The 13,956-nt window shown below is 56.7% G+C and carries 18 protein-coding genes; 9 read left to right on the top strand and 9 right to left on the bottom strand.

Annotation, left to right across the window (positions count from 1 at the left end; translation table 11 throughout):
- Position 1 precedes the first annotated feature (1 nt).
- Entirely contained in the window at positions 2–568 is a 567-nt protein-coding gene (locus MARHY_RS13835) for a hypothetical protein (protein ID WP_041654948.1), read from the top strand.
- A 69-nt stretch (positions 569–637) separates the two neighbouring features.
- Here MARHY_RS13835 and MARHY_RS13830 read toward each other — a convergent pair whose 3' ends face one another.
- From MARHY_RS13830 to MARHY_RS13810, 5 genes are all read right to left on the bottom strand, one after another.
- A complete protein-coding gene (locus MARHY_RS13830) occupies positions 638–1,819 on the bottom strand; it encodes an AAA family ATPase (protein WP_014422343.1) in 1,182 nt (393 codons plus the stop codon).
- A gap of 40 nt (positions 1,820–1,859) precedes the next feature.
- The gene (locus MARHY_RS13825) at positions 1,860–2,417 is read right to left on the bottom strand and encodes a nucleoside 2-deoxyribosyltransferase (RefSeq protein ID WP_041654945.1); all 558 of its coding nucleotides are present in this window, start codon (positions 2,415–2,417) and stop codon (positions 1,860–1,862) included.
- A gap of 102 nt (positions 2,418–2,519) precedes the next feature.
- Entirely contained in the window at positions 2,520–3,467 is a 948-nt protein-coding gene (locus tag MARHY_RS13820) for an ABC transporter substrate-binding protein (protein ID WP_014422341.1), read from the bottom strand.
- A gap of 162 nt (positions 3,468–3,629) precedes the next feature.
- On the bottom strand, positions 3,630–4,070 hold the full coding sequence (locus tag MARHY_RS13815; protein WP_014422340.1) for a DUF3010 family protein: 441 nt from the start codon (positions 4,068–4,070) through the stop codon (positions 3,630–3,632).
- A 28-nt stretch (positions 4,071–4,098) separates the two neighbouring features.
- The gene (locus MARHY_RS13810) at positions 4,099–4,443 is read right to left on the bottom strand and encodes a PBPRA1643 family SWIM/SEC-C metal-binding motif protein (protein ID WP_014422339.1); all 345 of its coding nucleotides are present in this window, start codon (positions 4,441–4,443) and stop codon (positions 4,099–4,101) included.
- 86 nt (positions 4,444–4,529) lie between these two features.
- Between MARHY_RS13810 and MARHY_RS13805 the strand changes: the two genes are divergently transcribed.
- A complete protein-coding gene (locus MARHY_RS13805; protein WP_041654942.1) occupies positions 4,530–4,868 on the top strand; it encodes a thioredoxin family protein in 339 nt (112 codons plus the stop codon).
- A gap of 115 nt (positions 4,869–4,983) precedes the next feature.
- On the opposite strand, the gene MARHY_RS13800 is transcribed toward MARHY_RS13805, so the two are convergent.
- The 3 genes from MARHY_RS13800 to MARHY_RS13790 all read right to left on the bottom strand — a co-directional run bounded on the left by MARHY_RS13800 (position 4,984) and on the right by MARHY_RS13790 (position 6,550).
- Positions 4,984–5,199: a helix-turn-helix domain-containing protein gene (locus MARHY_RS13800; RefSeq protein ID WP_014422337.1), complete on the bottom strand. Its 216-nt coding sequence runs from the start codon at positions 5,197–5,199 to the stop codon at positions 4,984–4,986.
- A gap of 4 nt (positions 5,200–5,203) precedes the next feature.
- Entirely contained in the window at positions 5,204–5,752 is a 549-nt protein-coding gene (locus tag MARHY_RS13795; RefSeq protein ID WP_014422336.1) for a DUF2975 domain-containing protein, read from the bottom strand.
- Between the two features lie 195 nt (positions 5,753–5,947).
- Complete coding sequence (locus MARHY_RS13790; protein WP_014422335.1) at positions 5,948–6,550, bottom strand: DUF938 domain-containing protein; 603 nt, start codon at positions 6,548–6,550, stop codon at positions 5,948–5,950.
- A 96-nt stretch (positions 6,551–6,646) separates the two neighbouring features.
- On the opposite strand from MARHY_RS13790, the gene MARHY_RS13785 reads away from it, so the two are divergent.
- Positions 6,647–7,129 (top strand): FKBP-type peptidyl-prolyl cis-trans isomerase, encoded by a 483-nt coding sequence (locus tag MARHY_RS13785; RefSeq protein WP_011786404.1) that lies wholly within the window; start codon positions 6,647–6,649, stop codon positions 7,127–7,129.
- Positions 7,130–7,165: 36 nt separating this feature from the next.
- Here MARHY_RS13785 and MARHY_RS13780 read toward each other — a convergent pair whose 3' ends face one another.
- Positions 7,166–7,444 carry a YebG family protein gene (locus MARHY_RS13780; RefSeq protein ID WP_014422334.1) on the bottom strand — a complete coding sequence of 93 codons (279 nt, stop codon included), beginning with the start codon at positions 7,442–7,444 and terminating at the stop codon, positions 7,166–7,168.
- A gap of 181 nt (positions 7,445–7,625) precedes the next feature.
- Here MARHY_RS13780 and MARHY_RS13775 point away from each other — a divergent pair, with 181 nt between their 5' ends.
- The 6 genes from MARHY_RS13775 (at position 7,626) to MARHY_RS13750 (ending at position 13,887) form a co-directional block, all read left to right on the top strand.
- Positions 7,626–8,501 (top strand): metal-dependent hydrolase, encoded by an 876-nt coding sequence (locus MARHY_RS13775; RefSeq protein ID WP_014422333.1) that lies wholly within the window; start codon positions 7,626–7,628, stop codon positions 8,499–8,501.
- 62 nt (positions 8,502–8,563) lie between these two features.
- Positions 8,564–10,321, top strand: coding sequence for a DNA repair helicase RadD (gene radD / locus MARHY_RS13770; protein ID WP_014422332.1), 1,758 nt, complete (start codon positions 8,564–8,566; stop codon positions 10,319–10,321).
- Between the two features lie 105 nt (positions 10,322–10,426).
- Positions 10,427–11,317: a hypothetical protein gene (locus tag MARHY_RS13765; RefSeq protein ID WP_158011892.1), complete on the top strand. Its 891-nt coding sequence runs from the start codon at positions 10,427–10,429 to the stop codon at positions 11,315–11,317.
- A complete protein-coding gene (locus MARHY_RS13760; protein ID WP_041654939.1) occupies positions 11,314–11,742 on the top strand; it encodes a hypothetical protein in 429 nt (142 codons plus the stop codon). Before MARHY_RS13765 ends, MARHY_RS13760 begins: the two co-directional genes overlap by 4 nt.
- Before the next feature lie 149 nt (positions 11,743–11,891).
- A complete protein-coding gene (locus tag MARHY_RS13755; RefSeq protein WP_226374338.1) occupies positions 11,892–12,767 on the top strand; it encodes a bifunctional transcriptional activator/DNA repair enzyme AdaA in 876 nt (291 codons plus the stop codon).
- 76 nt (positions 12,768–12,843) lie between these two features.
- Positions 12,844–13,887 carry an AraC family transcriptional regulator gene (locus MARHY_RS13750; RefSeq protein ID WP_041654937.1) on the top strand — a complete coding sequence of 348 codons (1,044 nt, stop codon included), beginning with the start codon at positions 12,844–12,846 and terminating at the stop codon, positions 13,885–13,887.
- Positions 13,888–13,956 lie beyond the last annotated feature (69 nt).

Genomic DNA, 13,956 nt, shown 5'->3' with positions numbered 1-13,956 from the left:
CATGATTCGTATAACCGCATGGGTATTGATGCTTGGCCTTTTGTCCGGGTGCCAGATGTACCGGAAGTCGAACGATCCGATACACCGGGCGCCACCCCCTGGCGCGACAACCGGGCAACTCACTCCTTTCAGCATGATGACCACGACGTTTCAGCGGGACCGGTACCGGCTTTTTCTGGCTGGGGGAGCTGAGAGTGTTAGAGGCGGAGCGGAGCAAGCTTCGCTCTTCACCCTGACCTCGCTGCAGGCCAGTGTGCCGGAGGTGCCGAATCCCGAAGGCGAACTGGTGGTTTTTGAGAGCGTGACGTACGAGCCGTTGTCGGATAGTGACGTTACCGGCACCTGGACATTTGACCGGGCGGCATGCCGGATTCGATTACGGACGGCGAAGGGGCACGTTTTCGCGACACTGGAGGGGAAGCCTGTTTCTGTCACCATACACTCAGGAATGCCCGCCCAGGCGCCGGTTCTGCAGTCCACGACCGGTTTTACGGTCATCGAGTCCAGGGTTCCGGAGCTGGAAGGCCGTGTGTTTTTCGATTTGTCCCGTCACTGGCCGTGCCCCTGATTCAGGACGCTGGAGGCTCTGGCTGCTGACTATGCTTTAAATGAAGCGGGTTAGTGACTCTCCGCATCGTCAATCCATCCAGTTCCAGGGGGGCGCGTCCAGAAGCCCCTGGCCAAGAATGCGGGTTTCACCCAGCTCTTTGTTCAGTGCGATGGAATGGCAATCGTCGTCTGCTTCCAGAGCGGCTACCAGTCGAGGGGCATGGGAAACAACCCACACCTGGGTTTCCCGCGAGGCGCGAATGATCAGTCGGCCGAGGGCCGGAAGCAAGTCGGGATGCAGGCTTGTTTCTGGTTCATTCAACACCAGTAGTGATGGTGGGCGGGGTGTGAGCAGCGCGGCGACCAACAGCAGGTAGCGAAGGGTGCCATCAGAAAGCTCGGCCTGATTCAGGGGGCGGAGCAGGCCGGCCTGCTCAAATTCCAGGACGAAACGGTTGCCTGCGTCTGTGCTGAACCCGAGCCTCGCTCCGGGAAAGGCATCTTCAATAGCGCTGTGCAGGCCCTCCCGGTCGCCGATTTCGTGAATGGTACGCAGGGCTGCGACCAGGTTATGGCCATTGTGGTCCAGCACCGGTGTACGGGTTCCGATTTGCGGGGTGCGGATGCTGGAGTGTTGATCGGTGCGGAACTGATCGTAAAAGCGCCACTGCCTGATGGCCTGCCGGACGGCATGGACTTCAGGTACAGCCACAGGATCACTGATCTCGCTCAGAATGCTCTCATAGGTGTTTAGCCGGGTGTCGTAGACCTCCCATTTCCGCCCTGAACGTACTTTGACAACCGGCCCGACGCGATCAATCAGACAACTGCTTGGGCGGCAGACATCACCCACCCAGATACATTCGCGTTTTATTTCAGGGTCGAGCTGAAACATGCTGGGTTCCTGATAACCTGCAAACCCCGTAGAGGCCGGAATCCCAAGAGAAATCGCGTAGCCGAATTCTTCGCCGGCAAACCCCAGCCGTAGGCGGGATGGGGTGTTCCCGGCGGTCCCCTGAACGGGCGCTGAGCCGTCCCGCATCTCCCTTGAGAACTCGCCGGGCCCTGCCCAGAAGGTGTAGTCCAGGCCGCCTTCTTCCGCCAGGGAGGAAATCAGGTTGCCTTTTGCCGTTTCCGCCAGCAGGCGCAACGATTTATAGAGGTTTGATTTGCCACAGCCGTTTGGACCGGTAACAACGTTCAGGCCCGCCAGCGGCGCGACCACGTCTCTGAGGCTGCGATAGTTGGAAACGGCAAAGGCTTTGATCATGATCCGGATTAAACCTGTGTCCTGATGGCGCGAATGAGTATTACCTGGAGTGGGAGTAGTCTATCAGCGCCTGAACACAACGGCGGAACAGTTCAGCCGAGAAAAACCGGTGTTCGCCGGGCTGCTCTGCCACCAGTAGCTGGCCACCGGACTCTTTGATGCCCCCCTCGATCATCAGGTTATCGCTCATCTCGAAGTCTTCAATGCTGTGGCCCAGTTCATCCCGATCGGCTGCGCCCGCGCGTTCACGGTAGTGCCTGCAGTCCATTGTGAATCCGAAAGCAGCTTTGCCCTGGCCGATCATGTAGCCAACTTCGAACACCGTGCCCGGGTCCGCACTGATGCCGCGGAAGGGGGTGAGGTTGGCAATGATGGCGTCGCAACTGTCCATCAGTTCGCGGTTGGCCTGGTAGATTCGGTGGCCGCGCGCCGGTTTCGTTTCCTGGTCGGAAAACGTCATGGCGGTGTCCAGTGGGTCTATGCCTTCATAGCCGGCTTCGCGAAGCAGGCGCTTTTTCTCGGCGACGATGGCGTTGTGTTCCTCGTGTGGGAAAAACACTTCCGGGCCGGCCAGGTAGATGCGTTTGGGTTTTGCCATGTGAACTTTGGCTCTCGTTTCGGTTAACGAACGAGTGTACTTACGAGTCTCCATGAACACAAAAGCCCCCAGCAGGAGGCTTTTGTCGTCTTACTGCAACACTCAGTTATTCACCGTCAGCTTCATGGACTGTGCGATGGCGTTGGCGTCAGCCGGGCTTCCGTCGCGATGTGTCACGCCCTCCAGCCAGACTTCAACAGCGTCTGGGTTCTGGTACATCCAGTGGCGAGCGGCCCTTTCCTGCGGAACAAACTGGTTCAGAATCATGTCCATTACCTGGCCTTCCATTGCCAGTGAGAATTCCAGGTTCTCCAGAAGCTGCGCCACATTCGCGCAGTCTTCGCTGAATCCGGCACGGGTGTTGGTGTAGACCGTAGCACCACCCTTGTTCGGGCCGAAGTACTCATCGCCGCCATCCAGGTACACAATATCGAACCGCTCGTTCATGGGGTGAGGTGCCCACGCCAGGAATACAATCCATTCCTTGTCGCGAATCTTGCCATTCACCTGGGCCAGCATGATGCGCTCGGAGGTTTCAACCAGGTTGAATTCGCCCAGGCCAAAGGCGTTGGTTTCGATCATATCGAGGATGAGCTGATTACCGTCGTTACCTTTCTCCAGGCCGTACACGCTGTGATCAAACTTGTCCTTGAATCGGGCGATGTCGGAAAAGCTTTTTACGCCGGCCTCGTAGACCGCCTGTGGAACCGCCAACGTGTATTTTGCTCCCTGAAGGTTAGGCCCCAGCCGTTCGACCTTGTTGGCTTCGATCAGCGGATCGGCCACGGGCGCCATACTGGGCATCCAGTTGCCCAGGAACACGTCGATGTCGCCATTGGCCATGCCCTGGTACGTGTCTGCCACCGACTGGCTGGACATCTCCACGTTGTAGCCCAGCGCCTGCAACAGTTCCGACGCCACGGCGGTGGTCGCTTTCACGTCTGTCCAGTCCACAATGCCGAACTGTATCTGCTCGCATTGTCCGGCGGCGTAAGCCTTTGTCCCAACTGAGACCCACGCAAGCATTACCAGGAGAAAAATCGTTCGCATGTTACATCCTTTAATTGAACGTTCAATTAATAAAAAAATTGGCGCGGGATAGTACCGAAAAGTGAACCAGATTGATATGAGAGTGCCTAATGATTCAGGTTTGAAAATTAGGCACTTGGGGAGGGCTTGAAGTGAGTGTCGGCTGTGTAGCCGGAGGTTCGGTTATCTGTTGGTGCCGCTGAGTTGGGCGACGTAGGCGGTAATAAAAGCGTTTTCCTGGAAGGCTTTCAGGCCTGTGTCGGCAAAGGCGATGGGCACAGGGTTGTTGGCCAGAGTGGACTTGACCAGGGCCGGGGGCACCAGGGTCACGTTCAGCTCGGAGTCGGCAATCAACTGAATGGCGGCTTCCATTTTGAAGCTGATGGCGCCACCGGCAAACTTGCCTTTTTGCATCCGCTCCTTGATGGCAGCCGTGGCCACGCCGCAATCGGCCATCAGCGCCGCAAAGGTGGCCTGAAACGTTTTCAGGTCGTCCCGGCTGTGGTTTTTGGGTAGCGAGAGTTTGCGTACTTTGCAGTCGGGCAGGTTGAATTGGCCCCGGTCCATATTCAGCATACACACCACCGCATCGCTGCCGGTCAGTTCTACTCCGCATACAATCATAATAATGCCCCCTATGCCCCGGTTACTCTCAGCCGCAGCATTTCTTGAATTTGATTCCACTACCGCAAGTGCAGGCGTCGTTGCGGGAGGGAGATTTTGCTGTGGTGACTGTTCCCGTTTTATTCAGGATAGCGGTGAGCTCGTTGACGGATTCAACGGCGCCCTCGCGGGTATCAACGGAGATGGTTGCGTGAAGTTTCGCCTCGGTCACCTGGGCTTCAACTTCTTTCTTGCGTGCTTCACTGGTAACCACCAGCGTTAGTGGGTACTTCTTGCTGCCGCTCTTTTGGCTGGCGTTTGTCTGAAAGCCGCCGTAAGCCGTGTGGTGCTGGCGGGCGTCTTGCCGACCTTTATAGAAAAATTTATCTGACATGCTGATATCCTGAAGGAGAGAATACCCAGGCGACGGCCGGGCGCAATCTTTTATCACGCTTGCGGAAATAGTGATATAGGGAATAGATGATGCAAAACGTCTGCTCGGACGACGAGCTCTCAACACTGTTGCAGTCCAACCCTGCGGTATTGCTGCTCTATGGCGGGGCAAGTTGTGGCGTCTGCCGGGCTATCAAGCCCCAACTGGAACGCCTTTCCAGTGAACAGTTCCCGAAGCTGGTAACTGCCTACATTGATTGCCAGGCATCAGCCGGTGCGCTGTGTGCGGCTCAGGGTATTTTCTCGCTGCCGGTGGTGCAGTTATGGTTTGAGGGGCAGCGATTTGCGGAATTCGCCCGGGTGTTTTCAATCGGCGAGGTGCGGGCAGCCCTGGAGCGGCCGTATCGGGTAATATTCCAGGGCTGACCTTGTGTTACGGTGATTTGGTAGGCTTTCTCACGTGACTCCTCAAGATATCGTGCACTGGCCTTTTGCTGAGCGAGAGGTCGGGGCAGTCTTGGGGCAGGAATAACGAAAGCATTTAACCTTCGTCGCCTGCCTGGTACACCAGAATGTCACCGGGCTGGCAATCCAGCGCTTCGCAGATCTTGTCCAGGGTCGAGAAGCGCACGGCTTTGGCTTTCCCGTTCTTGAGGATCGAGAGGTTCTGCTCGGTCACCCCTACCTTCTCGGCGAGTTCTTTCAGGCGCATCTTCCGCTTTGCCATCATAACGTCCAATTCAATGATTATGCTCATGTTGTCAGACCGTGTGCATGTGCTCGTCGGCGATTTTCTGTGCTTCCTTCATGACCCAGGAAATGATCAGCACAACGAAACCGCACAGAATGGAAAGCAGGTCGATCCCGGTGAAGGTCAAACTGAGCACGCGCTCGCCGGGTGGGTTGTTGAACGACAGGATGACAGAGATCAGTCCGCTGTACAGGAAGGCCCCGGCGGCCCAGTAGAAGAAGACATAGCCAAGCTTCTGATAGTGGGTGGCTGTTGCCAGAGTGAAGATTTCCTGGTTTTCGTAGTGCCTGAACAGGTGAATCAGTTGTTGCAGGGCATACATCAGAATCCCGCAGGGCAGCATGCTTGCCAGAAAAGCCAAAAACCGGGTGGTCATCGTGAGGGGCTCGCTAGCGAAGATCATCGGGTCGAGGTCGGTTTCGATGATGCCGGAGCGGAATAGCGCGTCCATGCCGGTGTTCACCGTTAGCCAGTAATAGAGAGTGAGCAGGGGGGCGAGAATGAAGAGTCCCTGCAGGACGCGCCGTACCCGGCGGCTGTACTTCTGGATGTTTTCCATGGCGGTTCTCCTTAACGTGTGGTCGAGGAGAAATATAGATACTCTCACCTGTTCATGCAATAAAAAATTATCGATAAACAATAAAAAAATATCGAGTTAATGTTCAGTTTGCTCGGTGGTTAGCCCTGGCAGCGCCCCCGGAGTACATTGCGTTGCTATTGGTAACGAATCTCCTCGGCGAGCGGTTTTTTGAGCTCAGGCGCTGCGAACGAACACCAGCAACTCGTTATTTGCGGGCATGGCATGGTCGTCGTGAAGCTGCAGGCCGACGTCTTGCGCGAGTTCTGACAGCGCCTCGATATCCCGAATGCCCATGTGGGAGGCTTTCGCTTTGAGTGACTGGTCGAATGTCCGGTTGCTGTCGCTGGTGAACTTGCCGTTATGCTTGAACGGCCCGTACAGGCAGAACGCACCGTCTTTTTGAAGGCAGGCGGCGACGCCTTGAAACATCGTTTCAACTTCCTCCCAGGCCATGATGTGAGCTGTGTTTGCTGAGAATGCCCATCGACAGGCGGACACAGGCCATGGCATTTGGTTTACGTCCAGCTCAAGGATTGGGAGGACGTTGGGCAAGGCGGCCTGTTGCAGTCGGGCAACGGCCAGGTGCGCCGCTCTGGGGTGGTCGGTGGGCTGCCATTGCAGGTAAGGCAGAGCCGCAGCGAAGTGCTCGGCGTGCTGGCCGGTGCCGGTTCCTATTTCCAGCACGGTGCCCGGTGCGTTGAAAATTTCGCGCAGCTTTTCCAGGATGGGCGCTTTGTTGTTTTCGCAGGCTTGGGAATAGGGCAGGTGGCTATTCATGAATGCGTCTCTCCTTTCCCTTGAACGGTATCATAAAACGGTGTTTTGGCCATGAGGCAGCTATAATGGGCGCCTTTCATCATTGCAGAGAACGCTATGCCAATCGAAAAGAATCAAGTGGTCCTGTTTCATTACATCGTGAGAGACGAACAGGGCAATGAAGTGGAAAACTCCCGAGGCGGAGAGCCAAATGCCTACCTGCACGGCCATGGTGGCATTATTCGGGGGCTGGAAGACGCTCTGGAAGGCCGCGAAGCGGGCGATACGTTCAGTGTGACGGTGTCACCGGACAAGGCTTATGGCACCCGCAAGCCGGATGCGATCCAGCGAGTACCCATCAAACATCTGATAGGCGCCAAGCGCTGGAAGCCGGGCATGATCGCTCAGGTACAGACCGAACACGGGCCACGCCATGTGCTCGTTGCCAAGGTTGGCCACAAGTTTGCGGATGTGGATACCAACCACCCGATGGCTGGCAAGACCCTCACTTTTGATATCGAGATCATTGAGGTGCGCGCGGCAGAGGCCGACGAGATCGCCCATGGCCACGTTCACGGCCCGGGCGGTCATCATCATTAATTAGAAGCAGCTGATCACCGCCAGTCGGGCCGGGGGTTACTCGGCCTCGACGGTTTCGTTCAGCAGTTCCGGCTTTTTCAGTGCCTTGGTGAACAAGTCTTTTTCTTCCGCAATGGCCAGGGCGCACTGTTCTGCCAGCTCTTCAGACAGGCCGCCGACCTTACGTTGCAGGAAGGTGGTAATCTCTTCGGACAGTTCAAGAACCTTGTCTCGGGCATCGGCTTCTGCTTTGGACGAAAACAACATTTTGTCCGGGTTCTTCAGTGCCATGTCCAGTCCGTCCCTCTCGGAATAGTAGAGTGCTTTTACGCCCATGGTATGCCATCGCCTCCGGGGTAATGATGGTTGGTAAGACCGTTAATGAAATCGCAGCTTATCACGAATAGTGTATATTTATACAGTATTTTGCTGCGTCATCCTGTCCTCTTTTGCTGTTCCAGCGCCGGACCTGGCCCCCGTATGATGGATTGTCAGACATCAGCTCCGGAGTCCTGAAATGAACGCCAGAACAACCATCGCCGGTACTCAACCCGCGCCGCCTCCCAAAACCAAGGCGCCCCTTCCCGAAGTCCGTCAGCCGGATTTTGATCTGGCGGAAGACGTGCCTAAGTACTGGTGGGATAGTGATCCGGCCAAAACGCTGTTGCTGGCGGCCTTGTCGGCGAGCTTTCCGCCCGGTGAGCGGTTTTTTATCGACTCCGTGCGCCATTACCAGAAAGAGATTACAGACCCGGAACTGAAGGCGGCGGTGCGAGCGTTCATCGGCCAGGAGGCGCACCACTCAAAAGAGCACGAGGCCCTGAACGGATACATGCAGGCGCGCGGCATCAACCTCAAACGCCTTGAGCGCGAGGTGCTGTGGCTGATGAATGTGCTGCGCAAGCGCCTGAGCCCGGAGCGCCAATTGGCCCATACGGTGGCGGTGGAGCATTTCACGGCACTGATGGCAGAGGAATTCCTCCTGAAATATGACGCTCTGGAAGAGATGGACCCGCGTATGGCCCCCATCTGGGCCTGGCACGCGATTGAGGAATCCGAGCACAAAGCGGTGGCGTTCGACGTGTATAAGACCATCGGAGGTAGCGAGTTTGTCCGACTGTCGGAGATGATGGTGGTGAGCGTGCTGTTTCCAGTCTCCAGCGGTATTCATCTGATTCAACTGATGAAAGAGGACGGCCAGTTGTTCAATCTGAAATCCTGGGCGAACGGTCTCAATTACATGTGGGGCAAGCCAGGTGTATTCCGCAAACTCCTGCCCTCTTACTTCAAGTACTACAGCCCCGGTTTTCATCCCTGGAATCACGATGCCCGTGATCTGGTGGAGAAAGCCAAACGGAAATGGCTCGCTCCGGTGATGAAAAAGGCGGCTTGACGGTCACCGCATTTGCTACCATGTCGGACTTTTCACTGGGTTGATGATCTAAGTCCGGCAACATGAATGCTCCTTTCCAGCTTCGGCCCTATCAGCAGGAAGCCGTCGACGCCACGCTGAACCACTTCCGTAAATCGGATGAATCTGCGGTCATTGTGCTGCCGACCGGTGCCGGCAAGAGCCTGGTAATTGCCGAGCTGGCTCGCCTTGCGCGCCGAAAGATTCTGGTCCTGACCCATGTGAAGGAACTGGTGGAGCAGAATCACGCCAAGTATCAGAGTTATGGTCTGTCGGGGGGGATCTTTGCGGCCGGGCTGAAACGCAAGGAGAACCACCATCAGGTGACCTTTGCCAGCGTGCAGTCGGTGGCGGCGAATCTGGACCAGTTCCGGGATGAATACTCGCTGGTTATTATCGATGAGTGCCACCGGGTGAGTGGCGAGGAAACCAGCCAGTACCAGCGGATCATCGAGCTCTTACGGCAGCAGAATGACTCCCTGAAGGTGCTTGGGCTCACCGCCACGCCCTACCGCCTGGCCATGGGATGGATCTATCGTTACCACTACCGGGGGTTTGTTCGTGGCTCCGATGACGAGCAGGACAAGCCTTTCCGGCACTGCATCTACGAATTGCCCCTGAGTTACATGATCAACCGTGGTTACCTCACCCGGCCTGAATTGGTTAACGCGGCTGTGGCCCAATACGATTTCTCCGCACTCACGCAGGACCGCTTTGGCGAATACGCCGAGAAAGACGTCAACCAGTTGTTGAGCAAACATCAGCGGGTGACACGTGCCATCATCGAACAGGTGATGGAGATGGCGGCCGAGCGCCAGGGGGTGATGATTTTCGCGGCGACAGTGCAGCACGCGCAGGAAATTGCCAGGTATTTGCCCGAGCAGGAAACCGCCCTGGTGACCGGCGCGACTGATCTGCGAGATCGCGACCAGCTGATCCAGCGCTTCAAGCAACGGCAGTTGAAGTACCTGGTGAATGTGTCTGTGCTGACGACCGGGTTTGATGCTCCCCATGTGGACCTTATCGCCATCTTGCGGCCTACTCAGTCGGTAAGCCTGTATCAGCAGATTGTCGGCCGAGGCCTGCGGTTGGATGAGGGGAAACAGGATTGCCTGGTGATTGATTACGCCGGCAATCATGTCAACCTGCACCACCCGGAAGTTGGGGAGCCGAAGCCCAACCCTGACAGTGAACCGGTGCAGGTGTTCTGCCCGGGCTGCGGTTTTGCCAACATCTTCTGGGGCAAAACCGACAGCGACGGTCGTGTCGTTGAGCACTATGGCCGTCGGTGCCAGGGCCTGCTGAAATCCATAGAAGATGACGCTGGGCGGCCACAGCAATGCGACTACCGGTTCCGGTTCAAGGAATGTCCACATTGCGGTGGCGAGAACGACATCGCTGCCCGCAACTGCGGGCACTGCCACCAGGCGATTATCGATCCGGATGATCAGCTTCGGGATGCCCTGAAGCTCAAGGATGCCATGGTCATCCGCTGTGCCGGCATTTCTCTGGCGGGAGAAGGCCAGAAACTTCGGATGACCTACCACGGAGAAGACGGGGAGGAACTCCGGGAGTCTTTCGATTTCAGCAAGCCAGGCCAGCGCGCCGTGTTCAACAAGCTGTTTGGCCGACGGTTTGCCAATGGCCAGGCTCCGAAAGTCTTTGTCCGGGCAAATGAGGTGCTGGATATGCAGGTGCTCTTACCCGTGCCGGATTTCGTGATTGCTCGCAAGCAGAAGCATTACTGGCAAGTGCAGGAGCGAATCTTCGATTATCGGGGGCAGTATCGTAAGGCGTATTGACGAGCTTTAGCTGTGTTCGTGAGATTTTCGCACCACGATTGTGCGAGATCTGGGGTAGAATGCTTGCTCACTAAATGGAAATCAGTTTCAGTAAGGAGTGCTGTTTTGTCGACGATCTATCCTTGGGTGCGTGGTTGTTTAGCGGTGGGGTCGCTCTTGGCCGTTGTGGGTTGCGGTGGTTCGGGGTCGTCGAGTGACGCGCCTGTCAGTTCTCCTGAGCCGGTTTCCGGAACGCTTTCTCTGGACAATGCTGAGGCCATCAGTCGCCGAGCTGCGCAGGCTGCCCTTGAAACGCTCGCATTGAATCGCTTTGCGATCACCTATCAGGGGCTTCTGCCGTGGAGCTCGATTCGACTGGGCATCTGCGAGCAAGGAAAGGTGAACCTTGAGAATGAGGTGGAATCTCCGGTCACCGATCTTCAGGGCAACACTCTTCCGGGGTCGCGCTACCGTTTCGAGAACTGCAAGAAGCCTGATGGCTCCCTGTATCAAGGTGATTTGGGCGTATACTGGAATCCGGCCTCGACGGCGTATGTGGTCGAGGTGGATGACTTCTCAATTGCTGTTTCCGATGAGGCTGAGCCCCATGCCTACAGTGGAATTTATGTGCTCTCCCGGGTTGGCGATTCGGGCTACGAAAGTGAGTTCGTAAACTCGGAGCGAGGGCCTGGCGCGGAACAGCCCGTCTTCGAGCTTGATGCGGCTCTTTCATACGAGGATGCAGGCCTGAGAACCTTGCAGTGGCAGGGGTACCTTTCGGCCTCTGATCAAGGCCGTTTTGAACTGTCTCAGGAACAGGGCGGAGAGTTGCGGAGCGTCATTTCAGACGGCAACAGTCGTCTCTACATCGACTTCATTGGTTTGGAAGGTCGTTTCCTCAAAGCGGAAATCGATCTCGGGGCGGATGGAGCATTGGATGCCACCTGGTCTATCGATCTGTATGAGCTGGATTTACAGGGAGCCCTCCTCCTGCTGAGGGAGGACGTTAAGGGATGAGGGTATTCACATCATTGGTGATTGCCGGAGGGCTTGTGCTGTCGGGTTGCACCAACGTGATCGGGGACGTGCCCCGTTCCATTCATCTATCGTCGTCTGCCGGGCAGGAAGCAGGGGAGCTGTTGTCGGTTGCCCGTGATTTCTTCACCGGCTCGGGGTATCAGTGCCATGCCGATCAGCCTGCAGACAGCCTGCGTTGCAGCCGACCACTCCGGGACCTGTACATTCATCAAACCACGGCAGTGGTCCGCATTTATTCAGACGATCACGCCACCCCTGAGGTGACACTGGTGACAACGCGCTGGGATGAGGGGCTGATTCCCAGCGAGTTTATCTCGGACGAATTCCACAACCCGGATGTCGAGGCGTTTTGTGAGTACGTGAAGGCGCAGGGTTTGGGAGCGTGTCAAACCGTCTCGAGCTAGGGCCTGCCATTGTCAGGGGGGCAGAACCGAAAACCAACGGCGGCAACAATCGGATGGAAACCATTGGCGAAGTCGGTTTTACTCATCGCTACGACCATGATTAAAAGGGTGATGAGATGTCCCGCTCCCCGGAACAGGATAGCGATTGGATGACAGGCGTCGGCGACTCTGCGGCAGGGGAGAGTGCGCGGGTGGCCAGGCTGGTCAGGGTGGCACAGCACATTGAGATGCACGCCGATGAAGCACTCACGCTCTCGAGCCTGGCGAAGGTGGCCGCTCTGTCACCGTCCCGTTTACAGAAACAGTTCAAGGCGGCGTTTGGTGTCTCTCCAAAAGCCTATCAGGATGCCGTCCGTATGCGGCGCTTCAAGCAATCCCTGAAAGACGGGAGTAAAGTGACGGACGCGATATTCGCCTCCGGGTTTGGTTCGGTCAGTCGTGTCTATGGGGAAGCGAACCGTAGCATCGGTATGCCGCCCAGGACCTATCGGGCCGGTGGTGCGGGTGAAGTCATCGTCTATGCCGGCCGAACCACCTCACTGGGGCTGATGATGATGGCGGCCACGGATAGGGGTGTTTGCTTTGTGGAATTCGGTGACGATGAAGCGTCGCTGGTGGGCCGATTGAGGTCGGAATTTCCTGAGGCTGAGCTGACCGCCTCACCAGCCCGGAACGCCCCGGAACTTGATGCCTGGATGGAAGCCCTGGATCAGCATATCAGTGCGGGAGCCCCACGGCCGGATTTGCCGTTGGATATGCGAGGCACCGCGTTTCAGGTAAAAGTCTGGCAGTTTCTGTTGAGTATCCGCGAGGGCGATGTCCTGAGCTACAGCGAGGTGGCCGCGAGGATCGACAAGCCCAGGGCGGTGCGGGCCGTGGCGTCGGCTTGTGGCAAGAACCGGATTGGCGTGTTGATTCCCTGCCATCGGGTACTGCGAGGGGATGGTGGCCTTGGCGGTTATCGCTGGGGTCTGGAGCGAAAGCAGGCGTTGTTGGATGCGGAGCGTATGCGCCGGAGCGATTAAGTGGACGTTGGGGTAAACTGGTCGTCCTGATAGAGCCGTGACATAGATAAATAACAATAAAAGGTGAAAAACCGTGATGCTTCTGACGGGCTTCGGGCTTGGTTGCCTGCTGCCGCTTTTTGTAATTACCCTGAGGGACTTCCGACACTTGCTGGTAGGCCGGGTGTTTCTCCTGGTGACCCTCACGTCTGCCGCGTTTCTGATTGACCCGCTGATTCCCCGAGAGTGGCGCTGGATTACGTCTGATCTTCAAACCGCCTTACCAGGCCTGTTCTGGTTGCTGTGCCAGTTAATCTTTGCTCCGCGTCCGCGCCTGAGGTCCGTCTGGGGCGCTATGGCCCTATACAGTTTTATTGCCCCCGCGTTGGCCCGGCCCTTCGTGGTACCCGGGGAATCGCCCGCTGTGGCGGTGTTTTTCGGCTGGCGGTTAGGGCAGTTTTTTGAATACGTGGTGGTGCTGCATGGGCTCAGTTTTGTGGTGCGATACTGGCGAAATGATCTGGTTGAGACCCGTCGGAAGGCAAGGCTCGCTTTTCTGTTGATCATTGGCAGCGCCGTTGGTGTGGCGACAGTGAGTCTTAACTTCGGGATCTACCACGAATACATTCGCGGGATTATTACAGGGCTTGCCGCGTTCGCCGCATTAATCTGCCTGGTGACTGCCCGCAGTGGGATCATGGAGCTGGTGGACCATGATCAACCGGCGAAAACCCGGTTTGACGCCGAGGTTCAGAGGCCGCCTGTTGAGGCACCGGACGGGCCTTCCGTGCAGCAGTCCCAGGATTCCGGGGCGCTTGGCCGGCTTATGGCCTCAGGCTTCTACCGAACCGAAAAACTGACCCTCAGGAAGCTGTCGGAAGCGACTGAAATACCGGAGTATCGACTTCGCAAGGTCATTAACCAGACACTCGGCTACCGTAATTTCAATGACTACATAAACCAGCTCAGGGTTGCCGATGCCGCAGAGCGATTGCAGAGTGAACCGGAAACGCCGGTTCTCAATATATCACTGGATGTCGGCTACCGAACCCTGAGTTCCTTCAACAGAGCCTTTCGGGACATTATGAGCACCACGCCGACAGAGTTTCGCCAGCAGTTGGAGGGAACCGACAAATCCTGATTAAATCCTGCAATCTGTGTCATTTCAGGTTTTGCACAGTCTCAGTTCTTTTTGCCTTCAGCCCCTGTC

Origin of the sequence: Marinobacter nauticus ATCC 49840 (genome assembly GCF_000284615.1) — a bacterium.
Classification (GTDB): Bacteria; Pseudomonadota; Gammaproteobacteria; order Pseudomonadales; family Oleiphilaceae; genus Marinobacter; species Marinobacter nauticus.
This window is presented reverse-complemented; position numbering and strand designations above follow the sequence as displayed.